At 61.7% G+C, this 21634-nt stretch carries 21 protein-coding genes; 3 read left to right on the forward strand and 18 right to left on the reverse strand.

Features of this window, described 5'->3' with window-relative positions:
- Position 1: 1 nt before the first annotated feature.
- The 6 genes from AC1D0N_RS11540 to AC1D0N_RS11565 form a co-directional block, all read right to left on the reverse strand.
- Positions 2 to 394: a hypothetical protein gene (locus tag AC1D0N_RS11540; RefSeq protein WP_477243839.1), complete on the reverse strand. Its 393-nt coding sequence runs from the start codon at positions 392 to 394 to the stop codon at positions 2 to 4.
- A 137-nt stretch (positions 395 to 531) separates the two neighbouring features.
- Entirely contained in the window at positions 532 to 1548 is a 1017-nt protein-coding gene (locus AC1D0N_RS11545; protein ID WP_477243841.1) for an endonuclease/exonuclease/phosphatase family protein, read from the reverse strand.
- A gap of 75 nt (positions 1549 to 1623) precedes the next feature.
- Positions 1624 to 3084 carry an AMP nucleosidase gene (locus AC1D0N_RS11550; protein ID WP_477244034.1) on the reverse strand — a complete coding sequence of 487 codons (1461 nt, stop codon included), beginning with the start codon at positions 3082 to 3084 and terminating at the stop codon, positions 1624 to 1626.
- 176 nt (positions 3085 to 3260) lie between these two features.
- On the reverse strand, positions 3261 to 3455 hold the full coding sequence (locus AC1D0N_RS11555; RefSeq protein ID WP_477243843.1) for a hypothetical protein: 195 nt from the start codon (positions 3453 to 3455) through the stop codon (positions 3261 to 3263).
- A 54-nt stretch (positions 3456 to 3509) separates the two neighbouring features.
- The gene (locus AC1D0N_RS11560; RefSeq protein WP_477243845.1) at positions 3510 to 3668 is read right to left on the reverse strand and encodes a hypothetical protein; all 159 of its coding nucleotides are present in this window, start codon (positions 3666 to 3668) and stop codon (positions 3510 to 3512) included.
- 228 nt (positions 3669 to 3896) lie between these two features.
- Complete coding sequence (locus AC1D0N_RS11565) at positions 3897 to 4238, reverse strand: DUF2147 domain-containing protein (protein WP_477243847.1); 342 nt, start codon at positions 4236 to 4238, stop codon at positions 3897 to 3899.
- 438 nt (positions 4239 to 4676) lie between these two features.
- On the opposite strand from AC1D0N_RS11565, the gene AC1D0N_RS11570 reads away from it, so the two are divergent.
- Together AC1D0N_RS11570 and AC1D0N_RS11575 are read left to right on the forward strand one after the other, a co-directional pair.
- Complete coding sequence (locus AC1D0N_RS11570) at positions 4677 to 4943, forward strand: SEL1-like repeat protein (RefSeq protein ID WP_115145099.1); 267 nt, start codon at positions 4677 to 4679, stop codon at positions 4941 to 4943.
- 421 nt (positions 4944 to 5364) lie between these two features.
- The gene (locus AC1D0N_RS11575; protein WP_477243850.1) at positions 5365 to 6486 is read left to right on the forward strand and encodes a branched-chain amino acid ABC transporter substrate-binding protein; all 1122 of its coding nucleotides are present in this window, start codon (positions 5365 to 5367) and stop codon (positions 6484 to 6486) included.
- 146 nt (positions 6487 to 6632) lie between these two features.
- Here the strand turns inward: AC1D0N_RS11575 and AC1D0N_RS11580 are convergent, their stop codons facing one another.
- From AC1D0N_RS11580 to AC1D0N_RS11635, 12 genes are all read right to left on the reverse strand, one after another.
- A complete protein-coding gene (locus AC1D0N_RS11580) occupies positions 6633 to 7580 on the reverse strand; it encodes a Csu type fimbrial protein (protein ID WP_477243852.1) in 948 nt (315 codons plus the stop codon).
- Positions 7581 to 7594: 14 nt separating this feature from the next.
- Positions 7595 to 10012, reverse strand: a complete 2418-nt coding sequence (locus AC1D0N_RS11585) for a fimbria/pilus outer membrane usher protein (RefSeq protein ID WP_477243854.1) — start codon at positions 10010 to 10012, stop codon at positions 7595 to 7597.
- Positions 9984 to 10700, reverse strand: coding sequence for a fimbrial biogenesis chaperone (locus tag AC1D0N_RS11590; protein WP_477244036.1), 717 nt, complete (start codon positions 10698 to 10700; stop codon positions 9984 to 9986). Before AC1D0N_RS11590 ends, AC1D0N_RS11585 begins: the two co-directional genes overlap by 29 nt.
- Before the next feature lie 43 nt (positions 10701 to 10743).
- A complete protein-coding gene (locus AC1D0N_RS11595) occupies positions 10744 to 11241 on the reverse strand; it encodes a Csu type fimbrial protein (protein WP_477243856.1) in 498 nt (165 codons plus the stop codon).
- Positions 11242 to 11693: 452 nt separating this feature from the next.
- Entirely contained in the window at positions 11694 to 13658 is a 1965-nt protein-coding gene (locus AC1D0N_RS11600; protein ID WP_477243858.1) for an acetyl/propionyl/methylcrotonyl-CoA carboxylase subunit alpha, read from the reverse strand.
- 120 nt (positions 13659 to 13778) lie between these two features.
- On the reverse strand, positions 13779 to 14153 hold the full coding sequence (locus AC1D0N_RS11605; protein WP_477243860.1) for a hypothetical protein: 375 nt from the start codon (positions 14151 to 14153) through the stop codon (positions 13779 to 13781).
- A gap of 120 nt (positions 14154 to 14273) precedes the next feature.
- Positions 14274 to 14804 (reverse strand): O-acetyl-ADP-ribose deacetylase, encoded by a 531-nt coding sequence (locus AC1D0N_RS11610; RefSeq protein ID WP_477243862.1) that lies wholly within the window; start codon positions 14802 to 14804, stop codon positions 14274 to 14276.
- A 1-nt stretch (position 14805) separates the two neighbouring features.
- A complete protein-coding gene (locus AC1D0N_RS11615; RefSeq protein ID WP_477243864.1) occupies positions 14806 to 16413 on the reverse strand; it encodes a carboxyl transferase domain-containing protein in 1608 nt (535 codons plus the stop codon).
- 1 nt (position 16414) lies between these two features.
- A complete protein-coding gene (locus AC1D0N_RS11620) occupies positions 16415 to 17578 on the reverse strand; it encodes an isovaleryl-CoA dehydrogenase (protein ID WP_477243866.1) in 1164 nt (387 codons plus the stop codon).
- Entirely contained in the window at positions 17547 to 18191 is a 645-nt protein-coding gene (locus tag AC1D0N_RS11625; RefSeq protein WP_477243868.1) for a TetR/AcrR family transcriptional regulator, read from the reverse strand. Before AC1D0N_RS11625 ends, AC1D0N_RS11620 begins: the two co-directional genes overlap by 32 nt.
- Positions 18192 to 18265: 74 nt before the next feature.
- Entirely contained in the window at positions 18266 to 18550 is a 285-nt protein-coding gene (locus AC1D0N_RS11630) for an acylphosphatase (protein ID WP_477243870.1), read from the reverse strand.
- A 78-nt stretch (positions 18551 to 18628) separates the two neighbouring features.
- Positions 18629 to 19741 (reverse strand): pyridoxal phosphate-dependent aminotransferase, encoded by a 1113-nt coding sequence (locus AC1D0N_RS11635; RefSeq protein WP_477243872.1) that lies wholly within the window; start codon positions 19739 to 19741, stop codon positions 18629 to 18631.
- Between the two features lie 189 nt (positions 19742 to 19930).
- On the opposite strand from AC1D0N_RS11635, the gene AC1D0N_RS11640 reads away from it, so the two are divergent.
- The gene (locus AC1D0N_RS11640) at positions 19931 to 21610 is read left to right on the forward strand and encodes a tetratricopeptide repeat-containing sulfotransferase family protein (protein ID WP_477243874.1); all 1680 of its coding nucleotides are present in this window, start codon (positions 19931 to 19933) and stop codon (positions 21608 to 21610) included.
- The last annotated feature ends 24 nt before the right edge of the window (positions 21611 to 21634 follow it).

Here is a 21634-nt window from a genome sequence, read left to right on the forward strand (position 1 = left end):
CTCATTTCGCCGGGCTGCAATTGCCGACATCCCGCGCGTTGGGTCTGCCAGCCTTCAAGTCGGAAAGTTGTGAGGCGGATTGATCAAATCCGCCGGCATATTTTTCATACACTTTCCGGTTCAAACCGATCTGCCGGCCTGAAGAGGTAAAGCCCACCATGCCGCTCTTGCCTACATAGGCATGCGCGGCCCGCATCCGGCAGAAGAATTTCTTCTCGCCATTGGAGACGATCCAGCCCAGCGAGCCCGATGCACCGTGCGTCAGCTTGCTCGTCTTGTATCCGTCGCTTTGCAGTTTGGAATAGGATTCCGCGCTTGATGACACGATCGATGCGAGCAGAAAGATGGCCACCGAACACAGGCCTAGCAAATTCGCTCTTTGCTTGATGCGCATGGTGCATTCCCCGCTGCCGATCCTGTCAACTTCCTAAATATTTGCCGCAGGTCAATGCAATGCATGTCGCCGGAAAGTGCGCAGCGGTTTTGGCAAAACGACATGCATGGAACGAGGACTCAAAGCGCGGGGGCCCTTCAGCCGCGCGTCCGGCCGGGCAATGTCAGCGAGACGGTCGCGGTTTCGTCCTCGTCATCCGGCTTTTGCACGTCCGAGCGTAGCGAGAATTCCACCAATACCGGCAGGTGGTCGGAGCCGGTTTCCTCCAGCCTCGCAGCTGAATGGATGACAACCGCGCCCTTGCTGAACACCTGGTCGATCGGCAGCCCGACGAAGCGCCGCAGGAAATCCGGCAGCTTGATGTAGATCCAGGTCGGCCCCGCAGACGGCATGACGGTCAGCTGGCCAAGCGATGCGACGCGTCGCACCGCCGCGCTCCACGGCGCCGCATTGCAGTCGCCCGCCATGATCGCCGTCTCGCCAAGCGAGGCCAGCGGTTCCGACAATTCGCCGATCTGCCAGGCCTGCTCGCGCGGCCATGGCCAGCTGAGATGGATGGCCGCGACATCGACGCCGATGCCGCCGAAATCGACCTTCGCGATGGCCATCGCGCCGCGCCGCTCGCAAAACGGCTCTGTGCCGGCTGCAAAGGGTCGTCTGGAAAGCAGGGCTACGCCGAACACGCCGTTGGGGTAGGGGCACAGGATCCGGTATGGGTACGCGCTGGTGATATAGCCAAGCTCGGTCGTCCACATCCCCGACACCTCGTCGAGGGTGATCACGTCGGGATTGGTCCGGCCGATCAGCGACAGCACCTTTTTCGGCGTCGGATTGTCGAAGCGCAAATTCATCTGCAGCAGCCGGTAGACCATCTGGTCGCCAGGCGTGGCTTCGTAGGCCGCCTGGACCTGCCACAGCCGCGGCAAGGTGTTCGACGTGGTGACGAAGGCGGCCACGGCAAACAGCAGGGCTACAGCCGCCTGCAGACGAAACGAGGTGGCGAGCAACGGCAGCGCGCAAAGCGCCATCAGTACGGCCAGATGGACGCGGAAATGCGCGAAGGAATCGAAGGCCGGGTGCAGGAAGCCGAAAAACCCGGCCACCAGCGCGACCGAGCAGGCGAGCATTGCGATGAATGCCAGCGATATCGCCATGTTCCGGGTCCGTGCCATCTTGTGTCGTTATCGGCAGAAATACGGCTCAATCAAGATGACGAAATGTCCCTTGTCCTACTGGAACGCCGTCTCCGAAAAACTTCTGAGCTTGCGCGAGTGTAGCCGCTCCATCGGCATTTCGGCGAGCTTTTCCATCGCCCTGATGCCGATGGTCAGATGCTGCGCCACCTGCCGCTTGTAGAATTCGGTCGCCATGCCCGGCAGCTTCAGTTCGCCATGCAAGGGCTTGTCTGAGACGCAAAGCAACGTGCCGTAAGGCACCCGGAAGCGGAAGCCATTGGCGGCGATGGTCGCCGATTCCATGTCGAGGGCGATCGCCCGCGACTGCGACAACCGCTGCACCGGCCCGCGCTGGTCGCGCAGTTCCCAGTTGCGGTTGTCGATGGTGGCGACGGTGCCGGTGCGCATGATGCGCTTGAGATCGTAGCCGGACAGGCCGGTGACCTCGGCGACCGCTTCCTGCAGCGCCACCTGGATCTCGGCCAGCGGCGGTATCGGCACCCAGACCGGCAGGTCGTCGTCGAGAACATGGTCCTCCCGGACATAGGCGTGCGCCAGCACATAGTCGCCAAGCGCCTGGGTGTTGCGCAGGCCGGCGCAGTGGCCGAGCATTAGCCAGGCATGCGGCCGCAGGACGGCGATATGGTCGGTGATCGTCTTGGCGTTGGAAGGACCGACGCCGATATTGACCATAGTGATGCCGCCATGGTTCGGCTTCTTCAGATGATAGGCCGGCATCTGCGGCAGGCGCGCCGCCGCCACGCCTTCGCTGGGCGCGCTTTGTCCGGCCTTGGTGATGACGTTGCCCGGCTCGACGAATTCGGCATAGCCGTCGCCGCCCTTGGCCATCAACTCGCGGGCGCGGGCGACGAATTCGTCGATATAGAACTGGTAGTTGGTGAACAGCACGAAGTTCTGGAAATGCTGCGGCGTCGTCGCCGTATAATGCGACAGCCGGTGCAGCGAATAGTCGATGCGTTGCGCCGTGAACGGCGCCAGCGGCCTTGGCTCGCCAAAAGCCACTTCGAACGTGCCATTGGCGATCTGGTCGTCGGTGCCGTCGAGATCCGGGACGTCGAACAGGTCGCGGATCGGCCGCTTGATGCGCTCGGCAGCCGCGCCGTCGACATGGGTGCCTTCGAGGAAGGCAAAATGCAACGGGATCGGCGTGGTCGATTCCGAGACCGTGACCGGAACGCCGTGGTTGCGCATGATGAGGCGCAGCTGTTCGGTGAGATAGCTTTCGAACAAAGCCGGCTGGGTGATGGTGGTGGAGAAATGCCCCGGCGTCGGCATATGGCCATAGGCCTGCCGTGAGTCGATCTGTGTGAACGAGTTCGTGGTGACGCCGATCTCCGGATAGAAGGCGCGGTAGCGCTTGCTACTGTCGCCGCTTTCGGCCAGCGCCGCAAACGAGTCGCGCAGGAACTTGGTGTTGCGGTCGTAAAGGACCTGCAGCGCCGCGACAGCTTTTTTGGCGTCAGTGAAGCTTTGCCGCCCAAAAGGCTCCGGCATGACGACCGATTCGATGGCTTGGGGATAGATTCGCTTTTCCATGGCTCAATATAGAGACTTGGATGTGCGGTTGGGAGGGGTGTGGTGGCCGAACCCGGCCAAAGCGTCGTTTTTCTTTTTCTGATCCCATGTCCGCGGCGGGTTTGGGAGAACGACATGCACTATGACAAGGACACTTATCCGCGTTGCAGGCTGACCAGCAGCACGAAGCCAACGCCGTGGTTCTTCTGTGCCGGCGCTTCGATCGTGGTGTCGGCATTGGAGCGCATCGTCGGCACGGCCAGAACGGGGGCTGAAAGCACCGTCAGGATGAGCGCCGCCCGCGGCAGGAGCCGAAGGGTCTTCATGGCGTTGGCGGCGATCCGGTTCATGGCTTTTGCTTTTTTCTCTCTCTAGGTCTTTGTCGTTTCAGGGGCGAAAATGGTTCAGTTGCGCAGGTGGCTCGGGCAACCGAACCGGCAGGAATTGGAACTGGCTACATCCCAGGAGCGAGCCGGACGGCCGGCCTCGGCGACGAGGATGGCGAAGAACATTCCAAACAGGCTCATCAGCAGGCAGACGATGGTGAAGCGGCGGGCGAGCATTGCGTGGTGTCTCCTTCAACACGCATGAGAATGCCCTGATGCAACTGAACCGGCTCTGATGCCGGCGTTCATCTGCGGTTCAAATTGATTGACGATGTTTTGGCGGCGCAACCGGTCCCGGTTTCGATGCCGCGAGCGACGCCAGGTCCAGCCGTGTGGGACTGTCGTCGGTGAAACGAAAACGGGGCCTCTGAAGGCCCCGTCCTCATTCAGTGGAAATGCTGACAATCAGAGCTTGTGCCAGGTCTGGCTCTTGCAGATCAGGCCACCGAGCACGCAGCCACTCATCTTGAGGGAGGTGCCTGAAAGCGTCGCCTTGCCGGAATAGGTCTTGTCGGTGTCCGGGTCGGTTATGGTGCCGGTGTATTTGTTGGCGCCTGCTGCCTTGAAAGAACCGATGTTCTTGCCGGCATGTTTGCCGGACTTGAGCGTGATGGAAAACGCACTGCTGCCGGCGATCTCCGCCGTCGAACCGGCCTGCGTCTTCCAGTTGCCTTCGATCGGGTCGGCCCATGCCGCCCCGGCCATCATCACTGTGGCCGCGAGGGCCAAGCTCACTCTTCGAAACATATCTGTCCTCCCTGTTGGGTCCGGGGGTGCTCCTCCGCCCCTTACGCAAACGTAAGCTAATCCACCTCCAGGCAAAACAAAAGCGGTGCCGCCACGGAAGCTTTCAGGATTTCTCACGCCGCCCAAACCGCTCTCGTCGCAGCAGAAATGAAACGTTCCGCCTGCTGCCTTTGTCTGCCGTGGTTAGCGGAGTCTTGACCCGCGCCTCACAAATTTTCGTCAAATTTGGCACGAAGCGGCGCGATTGCTGGCTTTGTATCCTTAACGAATTTCCGCGTTTACCTCTTGTTTTAGCTTTGTTTTCCTCAAATTAAGCACGCCATTTAACGACGGATTCAAGCCTCCGCTGCATTCTCGGAAGCATCGGAAGAGCAGCCGCCCAAGGGATACCGAGGGACAGAAGGAAGCAGCTCTCGGGAGCCAGAACAGGGGACTAAAATGGCACGTTTTGAAATGCTTGAAGCCGGCTTCGGCGCCATGGGGGCAACTGCCCAGGCCGACATTCTTTTCGAACTGGGCATGATGTATGCGACCGGCCGCGATTGCGAGACCGACGTCGTCGCCGCCCACAAATGGTTCAACATCGCCGCCATCAAGGGCTCGGCCCGCGCCGCGGAACTGCGCTCGGAACTGTCGGCCGCCATGTCGAAGGTCGAGATCGCCAGGGCGCTGCGCGAAGCCCGCGAATGGATGACCATGCACTGAGTTTCTGGGTCCCCTGCAAGGGGACTGGGATCAAGGGCGGGAACACTTTGGGTCAAGGCCGCGAGAAGACGGCCGCCCACCAGGGACAAGGTCGCGACAAGACGGCCGCTCTATCAAGACCAAGAACGCGGCAGGTCCCATAAGGCCAAGCCGCGCGAAAAACAGGGAAGCGATCGGGTTTCTGGCGCGGGGGCGTTTGGGGACAGCTCGATGGGCAAAAAGCCGCGACCGGCCGAAACAAGGCTGGCGCGGCTTTTTACTTTCCAGGCCCTTGCAAATCGCTGAGCACGGTCCAGCCGTCTCATTGCAGGCCCAATCGCGCGCCGCCGATGCGCCAAGACATATCCGGTGAAGGATGAAATTGTCCCGCCTTCTGAAAGAAGCGCGGCTGGAACGGCTGCGCGAGAGTGGGAGGATCACCATGAAAAAATTGAGTATTTTGAACGCGGCCATAGTCGGCCTGATGATGAGCGCACCGATCGCTTTCGCCGACGACATCACCGTTTCGGTGGTCGGGCCGATGACTGGTCAGCTGGCCACCATTGGCGATCAGTTCAAGCAAGGCGCACAAGCGGCCGTCGACGCAATCAACGCCGCCGGCGGTGTCGAAGGCCGCCAGATCAAGCTCGACGTCCAGGACGACCAGTGCGATCCCAAGCAGGCGGTGTCGGTAGCCAACCGTATTGTCGCCAACGGCACCAAGTTCATCGACGGTCACGCCTGCTCGGGCTCAAGCATTCCGGCTTCCGCCGTCTATGCCGAAGCCGGCGCGCTGATGATGAGCCCGGCCTCTTCCAACCCGGTGCTGACCGATGCAGCGGCGAAGGCCGGCTGGCCGACCATCATGCGCCTCTATACGCGCGACGATGCGCAGGGCGCTTTCATCGGCCCCTGGATCGCCAAGAAATATGCCGGCAAGAACGTCGTCATCCTGCATGACAAGAGCGCCTACGGGCAGGGCGTGGCCGATGCCGTCAAGGCGACGATGAATGCCGGTGGCCTCAACGAGGTTCTCTACGAAGGCATCAATGCCGGCGACAAGGACTATTCGGCTCTCGTCACCAAGCTGAAGGACCTCAAGGCCGATGTCGTCTATTTCGGCGGCTACCATCCGGAGGCCGGCCTGATCCTGCGCCAGTCGGCGGAACAGAGCGTCAAGTTCCAGCTGATCATGCCGGACTCGATCGCCTCGCCGGAATTCTGGCAGGTTGCCGGCCCGGCCGGTGAAGGCACGATGTTCGTCTTCCCGTCGGATCCGCAGGCCAAGCCTGAAGCCAAGGAAGCCATTGCCAAGATCAAGGCCGGCGGCTTCGTGCCGGAGGGCTTCACTCTGTTCTCCTATGCCGTGGTCCAGGCTTTCGCCGAGGGCATCAAGCGTGCCGGCAGCGACGACCCGGCAAAGGTCGCCGAAGCGCTGAAGAACGGCACGCCGATCAGCACCGTCGTAGGCTCGGTCACCTTCGACGAGAAGGGCGACTTGAAGAACGCCAGCTACGACATCAACCAGTGGCACGACGGCAAATACGCGCCGATCCAGCCCTGATAGAAGCCGTTGCCTGAAACGCCGCGCGTCCTCTCGGGCGCGCGGCGTTTTGCTGTGCGGAGGTAATGCATGTCGCCCAAAAGTGTGCAGCGGCTTTGGGACAACGAGATGCATAAAAACAAAGACTTAAAGCGCGTCGACGCGCTTTAGTAAGTCACGGTCACGACGACTGTGTCTGTGTAGAGGCCGGCCGAGGGTGTCGTTTGCGCGGGCACCCGGCCGTAGACGGTCAGATTCTGCGCCGCACCGCTGCCGGTTCCCGCAACCGTGCTGCCTGGCGTCGCTGCGTCGCCCCACACCTGGCTGCGTGCGTTATCCTTGTAGAGGCCGTAGGTTACGGTTTCCGCGCCCTTTTTCATCTTGCGCGCGGCCGGGGCCGAACCGTTCGCTCCGTTGTTGAGCGACACTGTGTACGGCGTCCCCGGGGTGCAGGTGATGGTAACCCCGCCGGTCGCATCGACATTGGCGCCCAGGATGCCGGTCGATCCGAAATCGATGTTCTGGATTGCCAGCAGACAATTGGCCGCCACGGTCGCGTTGATCGTGAATGTGGGGCTGTCGACGGAGCCTGCGCTGGTGCTGCAATCGTTGCTGAGGACGCTGGCTCGATAGCGGAACTCGACATGGGGGATTCCCGAAAATGTCGAGAGATAGGTCCCCGGCACCGCGGTAGCCTGTCCGCCCAATACCGTGCCATAGATGGTCCGGCTGGCGGAACCGCTGCCGAGCGCGTCCAGCACCAGCGCAAAGCCCGGCACCGTCGGCGCAGACGGCCACGCATAGGAGCCCCACACCACTGACGAGGTCGGGGGATCCGAATAAAGCTGGTAGCCGAGAGTATTGGCGCCGCTCAGCATATGACGGGTCGCACCCGTCGCGCCGCCGCTGCCCGTCCCCAGATTTGGACAGATGAGGATGCGCGTCAACAACAATCCACTGCAGGACACGTTGAGTGTGGCCGTTGAATTGTTTGGCGAACCGGAAAGCGTGTCAACCGAGCCGAAATTCATCGCCGATACAGCAAAGTTGCAGGTTTGAGCCCAGGCAACGGTGGGCAAGAGCAAGATGGCCAGCAGCATAGCGAAACGGCGCATTGTTCGTCCTTGCCTCAAAAACAGATGACGTCCTTGATGACCACCTGTTGGCCGGGTTCCGCTCGATAGGCGAATTCGGCTCGACATGAGCCGCCATCCGGCAATTCAATGGCCACAGCGTTTTGATGGTGAAGGGTGCGGATATAGGCCTCGCCATCATAGCCGATCACAAATTCCTCGTCGGCGCCCTCGACCCGGCCCTTGGCGCCGACGGCGATCGGCAGGCCTTTGCTGTCGACCAGGGAGACAAGTGCTGCATCGGCAGCCTTTGAAACGCCGAAATCAAGGACGACACCGCTGCGATCGGCCGGCATGACGATCTTGCGCGTCTCCGGCACATCCGCATCGACCGGCAGGTTCCTTGGATCGATGGAAATGGTGTTGTCCTCGTAGGAGTTCAGATCGGGAACCAGGATCTTCCCCTGCCGGTTGCTGACGCCGACCGGCCTGTTCTGGTGCTGGACTTCCACGCCGGCAACACCGACATCGACAACGGCGAACGCGTCGTTGATGTGGTTGGTCGCAAAAATGCCGCCGCCGGCGACGGCGATTGCCCCGTCGACCCCCAGGGTTCCACGAAGGCTCTTGTCGAATTGCTGGACGCCGGCCTCCATGCGCGCCCATGGCGAACGGTAGCTGACGGCAGCCGAGCGGTTTGGCGTGCCGCCCTCTGACGTCCTCGCACGCCAGCCGATGCTGCCGTTCTCCAGCCGTTCGGACTTAGCGATGTCGGCGACCACCGACACGCCATCGGGACCGTCGGCGACCCCGGTCGAGGCTGTGACATCGCCGCCGAGCGGAACGGAGATGCCCGCGAACACGCCAAAGCTGTTTTTGTCGTCAAGGTCGGTGAAAGCAGTGGCATAGAAGCTGCTGTCCTTGAACACCGTCTGGCTGTAGGAAACGCCGACGATCTGGCTGCTGTCTCCCTCGGCGCTCTTAATGTGCGCGTAGGAGAGGTTGAGGTTTGAAAAATCAAGCGGCATCGGCACGCTCAGCGTCACCTGGTCGAGCGCGCGAGGAACGCCGGCGCTGAAGAACTCGTCCGGGCCGGGTATAGGGTCGATGTCGGCGGTAACCGACGCGATGTCCGCGTAGTCGCCGAACGCGCGCTGGATGCGGCCGTAGACCGACCATCCATTGTAGCTCATCTCAAGCGAGGCGTTGACGAGCCCGCCCGTCTGGCCGCCGTGGCGGCTGCCTGCCGCGGCAATGGAGGCTGCGCCGAAATAGCTGAGCGGGAACGCCACGCCAGCGCCGCCATTCGCAAGATCTTCGCCGCCCTCGACGTGGCCTTCCAGCGTCAGCCAGTTGGTCAACCCGTAGCGCGCGCTTGCCGAACCATAGATGCCACCGTCATAGTCACCGGATTCGACACCGAAATTGCGCCGCGGAGTGCCGACTTCGGCGGAGAAATCGAGCAGGCCCCGCCTCAGCAGCATGCTGGAATTATAGAACGGCAACGTCACGGTGGTTTCGCGGCCGAGGCTGTCGCGCAGGACGATCTGGGCCTGGCCCGCTCCGGTGAAGACGGGCAGGTTCGTCACCTGAAACGGCCCGGCCGGGACGTCGCTGGTGTAGGTCCGCGCATTCTGTGTGTAGACCTCGAGCGTGGAGGGGACGGCAGCGGTTCCCGAGAAGCTTGGAAGCGGCAAGGTGATCAGGTCGGAACGCAAGGAAAAATTGCGCTGGACCTGAAAGCCGCCGAGATACACGGGCCTTGTCCACGCCAGCCCGCCCGAGACGAAGTCACCCGCTTTGTAGGTCAGCAGCCGCCCGGGATCGGAATAGCTCCAGGTCGTGTTCAGCCGGGTGAAGCCGGCAAGATCGCCATCGGACAGGCTGGTGATGAAGCCTTGGCTCAACGTTCCGTAAGGGCTGAAAAGCCGCGCGTCGAAACCGCCTGAGACGCCGCGAAAGAGCTGCGCGGTATGATCCTTCAGATCGTTGGTGCTGGCGAACAAGGAGTAGTTCAGCACGCCGCCAAAGCCGGATTGCGGCTTGAGCCTGTCCTGCTTTCCCTGCTGGCCAATGTCGATGATGCGGGCAGAGCGTGCCGCATCGGTGGCCGTCACATAGAGACGTTGCGTCGCTTCATCGATACGATAGGAGACGTCTGGCAGCCGATCGACCCGCACCAGGTGATCGGACCCCATCGCACTTTCGACAGGTTCCAGTCCAACCTCCCGCAATTCCTCCGGCGTAGAAGCCAGGCCGCCATCCGGCAGCTGCTTGAAAGCGCCGATCAACCCGGTCGAGACATCATTGACGAAGACTTCCAGATAAAGATCGCGGCTCTCGGCTGAAGCTGCTGCGACGTCCGTTATCGCGGGCGCCGGCAACACATCTTGGGCTTTGACCTGCATGGTGGAAAATGCGGCCACGACAATGGTGATAGCGACCCTATTGGCCTTTGATCGCAACTTTGGCATCGAAGGGTCCAAAATCGCTCTGGGCTGACAGCGAAACCGCCCCGCCTGAAAGCGCCTTCCCCGCGATCGGCCATTGCATGGTCGCACCGCCGAGCACGTAGCCGACAAGACCGATGCGGCTGCCGAGCTTTCGACCACCTTGCGTCAGCGTCAAATCGGACAATCTCAAGCGGCTTTGGCCTGTGTTTCTTGCTGTCAGCAGCAGCCCGCGGCCCTTGCCCGACAGGCTCCAGGAAACATTTGGAGCAGCCGCCTCGGCATTGCGAAAGAACACTGGGACCGAATAGCGCAACACCAGGCTGACGGTGCCGGCCTTCTTCCTCGACGGATCGGGAAGTTCGTCGATGATCACCCGGTAGCTTTCCTCGCTGGCAACGGGTGCTTTGGATACCCTCACGACCCGCACCAGATAGTTGGCCCCAGGGCCAAGCTTTGCAGCCGGGGGACTGGCAACGACATCGCTGGTCGGCTCAAGTCGTTCGATGCCATCCTGTTGCGTCCAGCGAAATACTCTCATCTGAACGTTGATGGGCTTTTTGGCCTCATTGCGCAGGGTCAGGGCCGCCGCGCTGTCCGGCGCGATCATCTCGATGTTGGTCGGCGCCACTCGAAGCGACGCTGCTTGCGCCAGACCAGGCGCGAGAAACAAAAGCGCAATCGCGCCAATGCCTTTGAGCACGGAACGCATGGCGTCCTCCTTGTTTGACAGCACACAAGTCTGACAGAAAACGCTAGTAGGTGACAGTAATCGCAACCGTGTCTGTGTAGACACCCGCGCCAGGCGTTGATTGCGGCGGAACCCGCCCATAGACCGTCAACGGTTGCAGGGCGCCATTGCCGGTGCCGGATACCGTATCGGTGCCGATGGTCGTGCCCCATACCTGGGCATACCCTGCGTCGCGATAAAGCGAGTAGTTGATGACCGCGGAAGCTGGGCTGGTCATCTTGCGGACGGCGATCGTCGCCCCGGAGCCAGCTCCAGCGCCCAGGCCGACATTGTAGGGCGTGCCGGTGGTGCATTGCACTGAAATGATGCTGGTCTGGTCGACATTGGCGTCAATGACACCTTTCGTGCCGAAATCCATATCGGTCGCGGTCTGAACCTTGCATTCCGCCTGGATGGTGATCCGGACCGTCATGTTGCCGCTAGCCGTCGCTCCCTGCGCCGGGCTGAACCACAGCAGCGGCAATACGGCAGTCAAAGCGAGCGCTTTGATTGAGCTCTTCATGGGGTTCCCTCGTAAGGTCGCGTAAGGAAATCCGCCTGATTCCGTTAACGCTAAGCCCTTGTTTGCAGTTACCAAACTCTAAATAGAGCATAATGTATTAACAATTCTAAAGCAAACGTCGGGGCAATGCACAAGATGGAGGCCTTTTGTTAAGATGTACGCACTTCTGCTGTGAAAAGATCGCGGAATCATCTGTAATATCGATAATATCGATATTAATCTCTAGATTTGTATTTTATATCTTATTGGGCAACTAGCCGCTGGCTGTCGTGATCTTGCTTGTTTTGTTGGGGCGTCCAATGCGCCGTCAAATGCCGCACCAAAGCCCGCCCTTGTCCAGGGCATGGCCCTCGAACAAAGGGTTCGCGCAGCGAAAAGTGGAAGCCGGTCTTCGAAAAAGATTGCGCTCAAACACTGAGACCGAGCCCTCCCGCATTAGGAGGGAACAGGCCCTAGGCGTTCGGCTCTTCGGCGAAGCGCACCAGCACCGTGCCGTCTGTGACTTGCGCGCCCTCCGCGGCGATCTCGGCGATCATCCCGTCATGGCTTGCGGCAATCGTGTGCTCCATCTTCATCGCTTCCAGGATCAGCAGCGGTTGTCCCTTGGTCACGGCATCGCCCTTTGCCACACGCACCAGCTTGACCAGGCCCGGCATCGGTGCGCGCAGGCTGCCGGAACTGGCAGCCGCCTCGTCGGTTCGCGCCAGCGGATCGGGCACGGTGAAACTGTAGCCGACCGCGCCTTCGAAAACGGTGACGTGGCCGGGCCAGCGGGCAAGGCGAGGGGCGGCGCGGAGCTCATGCGAATTGACGCTTTCATAGGGCGCATCCAGCGCTACCTCGAAGCGTCCGTCTGGCCGCACTGAAACGCGCGCTACAATATCGTCCTCGCCGAACTTCAGCCGCGTACGCCGTGCCGCAGTGTGGAAATGCGCATAGCCGGCGAGCGACGACCACGGATCGTCGGACGGCGCCTGCTCGCCCGCGCCGGAGGCGGCAAGCGCGGCGGCCGCAATGGTCTCAGCCGTTGGTGGCGGAATGGCAGTCAACGCCTGCTGATGCCTGCCGATCAGGCCGGTGTCGACATCGCCGGCGGAAAAATCCGCGTCGGCAGCAAGCGCCGCCAGAAACGCGGTGTTGACGGTCGAGCCGGCGATCTCGGTCTGCGCCAACGCTGTGCCTAGCGCGTCGAGAGCGGCCTGCCTGTCCTTTGCGTGGACAACCAGCTTGGCGATCATCGGATCGTAGAAGGGCGAGATAGCATCGCCGGCCCGCACGCCGGTTTCGATGCGCATGGTGGCGCCCTCGGGTGCGCTGTCGGGAAACTTCAGATGATGCAGCGTGCCCGTCGCCGGCAAAAAACCTTTTGCCGCATCCTCGGCATAGACGCGCGCCTCGAAGGCATGGCCGGAAAGCGCGATCTCGCTCTGCGTCTTCGGCAGCTTCTCGCCGGCGGCCACGCGCAGCTGCCACTCGACCAGGTCGGTGCCGGTGACCATTTCGGTGACCGGGTGCTCGACCTGCAGGCGGGTGTTCATTTCCATGAACCAGAAGCGATCCGCCTTCAGCCCTTGCGAGGCATCGACGATGAACTCGATGGTGCCGGCGCCGGAATAGTTGATCGCCTTGGCCGCCTTGACCGCCGCGTCCGTCATCGCCTTGCGCAATGCCGGCGTCATATCGGGCGCCGGCGCTTCCTCGATCACCTTCTGGTGGCGGCGCTGCGCCGAGCAGTCGCGCTCGAAAAGATGCACGGCGTTGCCGAAATTGTCGCCGAACACCTGCACCTCGATGTGGCGCGGCTTGTCGACATATTTCTCGACCAGCACGCGGTCGTCGCCGAAGGCGGCTTTCGCTTCGCGACGCGCCCCCGACAGTGCTTCGGCAAAATCGTCGGGATGGTCGACCCGCCGCATGCCCTTGCCGCCGCCGCCGGCGCGCGCCTTGATCAAGACGGGATAGCCGATCTCGCGCGCCTTGGAGGCGAGCAGCACGATCTCCTGCGCCTCGCCATGATAGCCCGGCACCACCGGCACGCCGGCCTTCTCCATCAGTCGCTTGGCCGCGTCCTTCAGCCCCATGGCGCGGATCGATGCCGCCGATGGACCGATGAAGATCAGCCCCGCCATCACCACCTGGTCGACGAAGTCAGGATTTTCCGAGAGAAAGCCGTAGCCGGGGTGGATCGCTTGCGCACCCGTCGCCAAGGCTGCGGCGACGATCTTGTCGCCGCGCAGATAGCTTTCACCGACCGGAGAGGCGCCGATATGCACCGCCTCATCGGCCATCGCGACATGCAGCGCTTTGGCGTCGGCGTCGGAATAGACGGCGACGGTGCGCACGCCCATCTTGCGCGCCGTGCGGATCACGCGGCAGGCGATCTCGCCGCGATTGGCGATCAGGATCTTGGCGAACATGGATGCTCCCGGAGTGGAGAATGGGCGCTGTCCAGCCGGCCTATCCGCGCAAGCTTTCTCATCGCCGCACCCTGCGATGCAGCCCGGCCGTTGTCAAAGCGTCGGGAAGGAAGGCCTGCCTTACTTCGACGCGGCGACTTCGCAGCCCGCCCCTGTAATGACCTTGTAATGGCTGCGGGCGGCCTCGCAGGATTTCATCGCCCGGTCTTCGGCAACCTTCTGTGACGGTGCATTCAAGCCCGAGCCGCAGATGATGTACAACGAACGGATGCGGGCATAGGGCGTGGTCGCGTAGGCCGAATGGCCGCCTGCCGCCACATAGGCGTTGTAAGCCCTGGTGCACTGATCTTTCGGGTTTTTCGGTAAATACGGATAGAAATGAGTGTCGCCCTTGCTTCCCGCCAGCGATACCGCGGCGCCGACGCCGGGTACTGCGAATATAAGCAAGCCTGCAAGTATCGACGCAGTCGTCTTGCCCGAATATTTCAGCCTCATCTTTACCCCATCCCAACTGCCCAATGCGGGACGAGCAATAGCGCCTATTCTCCAGCGCCGCCAGCCTGCTCACCGAAAATTGCTTTTGCACAGCTGGATGAACCATCTTCTCCATTCAGATTAGGCTCCGCCAAGGGCAGCAACGGCCTGCCGGTATAGTTCTGCCGTCTGTTGGTCGAAGCAACAGAAAGCAACGGTTTCCGGAAGGGCATTGCTGCCGATGAAGTCACTCACCGTGCTTACGGCGATCTGCGTCGCCTGGTCCTTTGGATAGCGGTAGACACCGGTCGAGATCGCTGGGAACGCCACGGTCCGGCAATCATGAGCGCGGGCGATCTCAAGCGACCTGATATAGCAGGAGGCGAGCAGTTCTGCTTCGCCTTTGCCGCCGCCTTGCCAGACCGGTCCGACCGTGTGGATAATGTAGCGTGCCGGCAGGTGATAGCCCTTGGTCAGCTTGGCCTCGCCGATCTTGCAGTCGTTCAGCATTCGGCATTCAGCCAAGAGCTCTGGCCCGGCCGCCCGGTGAATGGCGCCGTCGACGCCGCCGCCGCCCAGCAGCGAGGAATTGGCGGCATTGACGATGGCATCGACCGCAAGCTTGGTGATGTCGCCGGTGTGAACGCGGATCCGGTCGCCGATCTCGCTCATCTCACATCCTGAACACGCCGAAGCGTGTTTCTTCGATTTCGGCATTGAGCGCGGCCGAAAGGCTGAGCGCCAGCACCTCGCGCGTCCGCGCCGGATCGATGATGCCGTCATCCCACAGCCGCGCCGAGGAATAGAGCGGATGGCCCTCGTGTTCGTACTTCATGAGGATCGGCTTCTTGAACTTCGCTTCCTCTTCTGCCGACCACTCGCCACCCTTGCGCTCGATGCCCTCGCGCTTGACCACGGCCAGCACCGTTGCCGCCTGTTCGCCGCCCATCACTGAAATGCGGGCGTTCGGCCACATCCACAGGAAACGTGGCGAATAGGCGCGACCGCACATGCCGTAATTGCCGGCGCCGAACGAGCCGCCGATGATCATCGTCACCTTCGGCACGCGTGCCGTGGCGACTGCCATCACCAGCTTGGCGCCGTCCTTGGCGATACCGCCGGCCTCGTATTTTCGCCCGACCATGAAGCCGGTGATGTTCTGCAGGAAGATCAGCGGGATTTTCCTCTGGCAGCACAGCTCGATGAAATGCGCGCCCTTCACAGCGCTCTCCGAAAACAGCACGCCATTGTTGGCGATGATGCCGACCGGCATGCCTTGCAAATGGGCAAAGCCGGTGACCAGCGTGGTGCCGTAATTCTGCTTGAACTCGTCGAACTCGGAGCCGTCGACGACGCGCGCGATCACCTCGCGCACATCATAGGGCTGGCGCAGATCCGTCGGCACGATGCCGTAGAGTTCCCGCGCGTCGTGAAGTGGCGGAGCCGGTTGCTGTAAGGCCAGGCTGACGGACTTGCGCCGGTTGAGGTTTTTGACGATGCGGCGCGCGATCGCCAGCGCATGCTCGTCGTCCAGCGCATAGTGGTCCCCGACGCCCGACAGCCTTGTGTGCACGTCGGCGCCACCCAAATCCTCGGCGCTGACATCCTCACCAGTGGCGGCCTTCACCAGCGGCGGGCCGCCAAGAAAGATGGTCGCCTGGTTGCGCACCATGATCGTCTCGTCCGACATTGCCGGCACATAGGCGCCGCCGGCCGTGCACGAGCCCATGACGCAGGCGATCTGCGGAATGCCTGCCGCCGACATGTTGGCCTGATTGTAGAAGATGCGGCCGAAATGATCGCGGTCGGGAAACACCTCGTCCTGGTTGGGCAGATTGGCGCCACCACTGTCGACCAGATAGACGCAGGGCAGATTGTTCTGCAGCGCGATCTCCTGCGCCCGCAAATGCTTCTTCACCGTCAGCGGATAATAGGTGCCGCCCTTCACCGTCGCGTCGTTGACCACGACCATCACCTCGGTGCCTTCGACGCGGCCGACGCCGGCGATGAGGCCGGCCGCCGAGATTTCCTCGCCATACATCGACCATGCCGCGAATTGGCCGATCTCAAGGAAGGGCGAACCGGTGTCGAGCAGTTGCGCGAGGCGCTCGCGCGGCAACAACTTGCCGCGCGAGACGTGCCGCTCGCGCGCCTCGTCCGAGCCGCCGCGCTCGACGCTGGCCGCCTTTTCCGCAATGTCGGCGACCAGCGCCCGCATGCGCTCGGCGTTGGCGCGGAAGGTGTCGGAGGCGGGGGAGATCTCAGAAGTGAGGACTGGCATCTCAGACGCTCTCCGCCATGATTTCCCGTCCGATCAGCCAGCGGCGGATTTCGCTTGTGCCGGCACCGATCTCGTAGAGCTTGGCGTCGCGCAACAGCCGGCCGGTCGGATAGTCGTTGATATAGCCATTGCCGCCCAAGAGCTGCAGCGCGTCGAGCGCCATCTGCGTCGCTTTCTCGGCGGCAAACAGCACACAGCCGGCGGCGTCCTTGCGCGTGGTCTGGCCGCGGTCGCAAGCGGCGGCCACGGCATAGACATAGGCGCGCGCGGCGTTCATCACCGTATACATGTCGGCCAGCTTGCCTTGCACCAGCTGGAATTCGCCGATCGGCTGGCCGAACTGCTTGCGCTCGTGCACGTAAGGGATCGCCACATCGAGGCAGGCGGCCATCAGCCCGATCGGGCCACCGGCCAGCACCGTGCGCTCATAGTCGAGTCCCGACATCAGCACCTCGACGCCACGCCCTTCCTCGTGCAGCACATTGTCGAACGGCACCTCGACATTCTCGAACACCAGCTCGCCGGTGTTGGAGCCGCGCATGCCGAGCTTGTCGAGCTTTTGCGCCACGGAAAAGCCAGCAAAAGCCTTTTCGATGATGAAGGCGGTGATGCCGCGCGAGTGGCGCTCCGGGTCGGTCTTGGCGTAGACGACCAGCGTCTCGGCGTCGGGGCCGTTGGTGATCCACATCTTGGTGCCGTTGAGCACATAGCGATCATTGCGCTTTTCGGCACGCAGCTTGAGCGACACGACGTCGGAGCCGGCACCGGATTCCGACATCGCCAGCGCGCCGACCTTTTCGCCCGAGCACAAAGCAGGGAGATATTTTTCCTTCTGCGCCGGCGTCGCCCAGCGGTTGATCTGGTTGACGCAGAGATTGGAATGGGCGCCATAGGACAGGCCGACCGAGGCCGAGGCGCGCGAAATCTCCTCCACCGCGATCACATGGGCGAGATAGCCCATGCCGGTGCCGCCGAAATCGGGATCGGCGGTGATGCCAAGCAGGCCGAGCGCGCCGAGTTCCGCCCACAGATGCGCCGGGAATTCGTTCGAGCGGTCGATCTCGGCGGCAATCGGCGCGATCCTGTCCTGCGCGAAGCGGCGCACCAGGTCGCGCAGCGCCTCGATGTCTTCGTCATGCCCGAAGCTGAGCGTGTTCGTGTACATGGCCATCCTCCCTGCCGCCAATATTCGCGCCGACGAGCCGCATTGTCATTGAAAGATATGTTGTGGTGACTTCAGCGATCGACAGCCGCTCGCCCGGCCGGAACCAGACGATGACGCCCGTCATCATCTGGATCAGCGCCATGGCGGTCAGTCCGGTGTCGTCGATGCTGAAGGCGCCCATCTCTGCGCCGTCACGCAATATGGCGCGCAATTCCTTTTCATAGGCCGTGCGCATCCGCAGGATTTGCGTCAGGCGGTCATGCGACAGGCTACGCAATTCCATGTTGGAGACATGAGTGGAATGGCGACGCCCGATATGGAAAGCGATATGGTTCTCGACATAGGCGGCAAGCCGCGCCGTCGGATCGGCAGTGCCGGGCCTTGCCGTATCCCATGCCTCGATCAGCCCTTCCATGTGCTCGCGCATCAGCGTGAACAAAAGGTCTTCCTTGGTGGGAAAGTAGCGATAGAGCGCTGCCGCCTGCACGCCGACCTCGGCGGCGAGCTGGCGCATCGACATCGCCTCATAGCCGAAGCGTGCGATCAGGCTGACCGCAGCTTCGCGCACAGCAGCTTCGGTCTTTTCGCCATCGGAACCGGTGGTGCGCGCCATGATCGCCTCATTGAGGAGAGGCAATAATAAAACGAACGTTCAATTAATTCAAGTGGCGGTTAATCCAGGCATGCCTATGCGACGATCCGGAAGCCGACAGGTGCGCTCCAGCCCTCGAGTTCCTCGACATCGATCCGCGAAACCCAGGCACCCGGCGGACCCTTTCGCAGACGTTCGATCATTGTCGAGACCGACGCCTCGGCGCCGGCAAGCCATGCCGTGACCGAGCCGTCCCTTTCGTTTCGCACCCAACCGGCAAGGCCCAACTCCGTCGCCTCGCCTCGCACCCAGATCCTGTAGCCGACACCCTGCACCTTGCCGTGTACGCGCGCCTGTACTGCCCTTTGCCGATCATCCATCGCTCTCTCCCATGCACAGAGTCTGGCGCAGGATCGAACGAAAGCAACAGGCTTGAACGGCGAGGACGGGCCGGCGGACTAGTTCCCACGCGCGGCGGCCAGCGCGCCGGGCAGTTCCTCGGCAAAAATGTCGAGCTCGTGGTCGAGGCCGACGCTGACCCGGATGCAGCGGTCGAGCACCGGCACCATCGGCTTGCGGATAAACACGTCGCGCGACAGCAGGCCCTGCAGCACTTTCAGCGCGAAGGCACCGTCATGGCCGCAATCGATGGTGACGAAGTTGGTTGCTGATTGCAGCGGCTTCAGCCCGTTCGCCTCAGCGATCCCGGCGATGCGCCGGCGACCGGCCGCGACCCGCGCCACCACGGTTCCGAGATAATCCTGGTCGGCAAGCGCCTCGACTCCGGCGATCTGCGCCATGCGGCTGACGCCATAATGGTTGCGGATTTTTTCGAAATCGCGAATCACCTGGGCCTCGGCCACCGCATAGCCGCAGCGTATGCCGGCCAGCCCGTAGGCCTTCGAGAAAGTGCGCATGCGAATGACGTTCGGCCTGGAAACGTCGATCGGCGGCAGCGCCGTAACAGGTCCCAACTCGCCATAAGCCTCGTCGAGCACCAGCATGGTGGTCTCGGGCAGCGCTTCGATGAAGCGGACAAGCTCGGCCGCTTCCCACCAACTGCCCATCGGATTGTCGGGGTTGGAGAGATAGACCAGTGGCGCCTTGTCCTTGACGACCGCCGCCAGCAGGCCGTCCAGGCTCTCCCGGTCGTTCTCATAGGGAACCGCGACCAGCCGGCCGCCGACGCCGGCAATGTGAAAATTGAAGGTCGGATAGGCGCCAAGCGAGGTCACCACGGCGTCACCAGGCGCCACATACATGCGCGCCACCAGGCTGAGCAGCCCGTCTATACCTTCGCCGACGACCACGTTTTCGGTGCCGACGCCGAGATGGGCGGCGGCGGCAACCTTCAGGTCGAAATTGTCGGGGTCGCAATACATCCACTGGTCGCGCGCGACGCTTTCCATGCGGGCAATGACGCGCGGCGAAGGCCCAAAACTGCTCTCATTGGCGCCGATACGAGCGCGAAAGGCACGGCCGCGATCGCGCTCCTGCGCCTCCGGGCCGACAAACGGCACCGTCGAGGGAAGCGCGCCGATGAGCGGCGTGAGGGGAGGGCGCTGGCGCATGGCAAAAGGCTCGCGAGAAGAGGAAGCTCTTGCTAGCGTGACAGGTGAAAGGGTGCAAGTTGCCAACCCGAGATGAAGGGAGGCCAGGAGCAAGTCACGATGGGCGGCGGAGATCTCCGTGACGGCATACTTGTCATGGGAAGGTCGTCCCGTGCTAGATTCTGTCGGCTCTTTTGCTAGCGAGGCACGATGAACACACGATTACCACCGGCCTGGGCCAAGCACCTCAAGGCCCAACCCGCGCCAAAGGTCGCGTCGCCGCAAGCTGGACTGCCGAAACCGCAGCCGCCGAAGGCGGTTCCGCCTCGCCCGCAGGCCGACGACTTGATCTTGAGGCAGGCGCTTGAGCTTCAGAAAGCCGAACGTTTACCGGAGGCCGAGGAACTCTGTCACCGTGTTCTGGCAAGAACTCCCGAACATTCGCTAGCGCTGTACATACTGGGAACGCTGGGGTTCGATTTCGACATCAAACTGGCCATCAAGTATTTCGAGCGTGCAGCCGCCGGGGAGCCCAACAATCCGTATTACCAGCTGAGCCTGGGCGAAGCCTGGTTGAAAGCTGCGGACTATTCGCCAGCAATCGAGCATCTGCGGCGCGCGTGTGAACTAGAGCCTGATCTGGTAGAGGCGCATTTCGCATTGGGTCAAGCCTACAACAAGTTTGACAAGGCCGAAATGGCTTTGGCTGCCTACGAACGGGTGCTTAAAATCAACAGGGACCACCCCCAGGTTCGATTGGGTATGGCAACTGTGCTAAGCAGCCTGGGAAGGATGGACGACGCAGCAACCTGTCTGGGGGAAGCCATCGGCAGGCGTCTAAATGTACCGGCAGCCTACCATGCGCTTGTCAACACGCGAAAATTCTCAACGGAGCCACCCGAGCTCACGTCCATTCTCAATGAACTTGCCGATCCTGCTGTCGTCGGCGCCGACTCTTATCAACTTCATATGGCGGCGGGCAAGCTTTTGAGCGATCTCAAGCGTTTCGACGACGCTATGGATCACTACCTGAAAGCCAAGACATTCACCGAGCGAAATTTCGACATCACGTCCTACCGCAAGAAGGTGGACTCCTTGATCGAGATCTTCGACGCCGAACTCTTGGCAGCCAAAACGGGCTTTGGAAGCCCTTCCGACATTCCGGTGTTCGTTCTTGGGATGCCGCGTTCTGGAACGACGCTGACAGAACAGATCTGCTCGAGCCATCCAGACGTTCATGGCGCGGGGGAACTCTCCAAGCTCTGGCAAATGGCCGCCGTCAGCGGGATGAACGACGAAGTGGATCCGGGTTTCGGGCCGCTGGTCAAGACAATGACAATCGAACGATCGCAAACACTGGCGCAGGATTACCTGGCATTTTTGAGCCAATATTCCGATACTGACTTGCGAGTTGTCGACAAGATGCCTCACAATTTCGAAATTGTCGGCCTGATCGCGATTCTATTTCCGAATGCTCGCATAATTCACTGTAGACGTGACGCGATCGACAATTGCCTGTCTTGTTTCACATCGGACCTTAACGACAAACACCGTTATACGTCAGACCTTCACGAATTGGGCCTGTACTATCGCGAGTATGATCGACTTATGACGCACTGGAAGGCACTGCTCCCTGGGCGCATATTTGAAAACCGTTATGAGGAACTCATTTCTGATCAGGAAGCGCAATCGCGTCGCCTGATCGACCATCTCGGGCTGCCCTGGGATGACGCCTGCCTCCGCTTCTTCGAAAAGGAAGGGTCCGTCAGAACGATCAGCCGCTGGCAGGTTCGCCAGCCGATCTATACATCGTCGGTCAAGCGTTGGAAGAACTATGGCGGCAAGATCCAGCCGCTGATCGACGCACTGGGAGACCTTGCCGACATTTGAGTGTGAGGGCCCCGTCGCTGCTTC

This window comes from Mesorhizobium sp. P2_E10 (assembly GCF_056404235.1).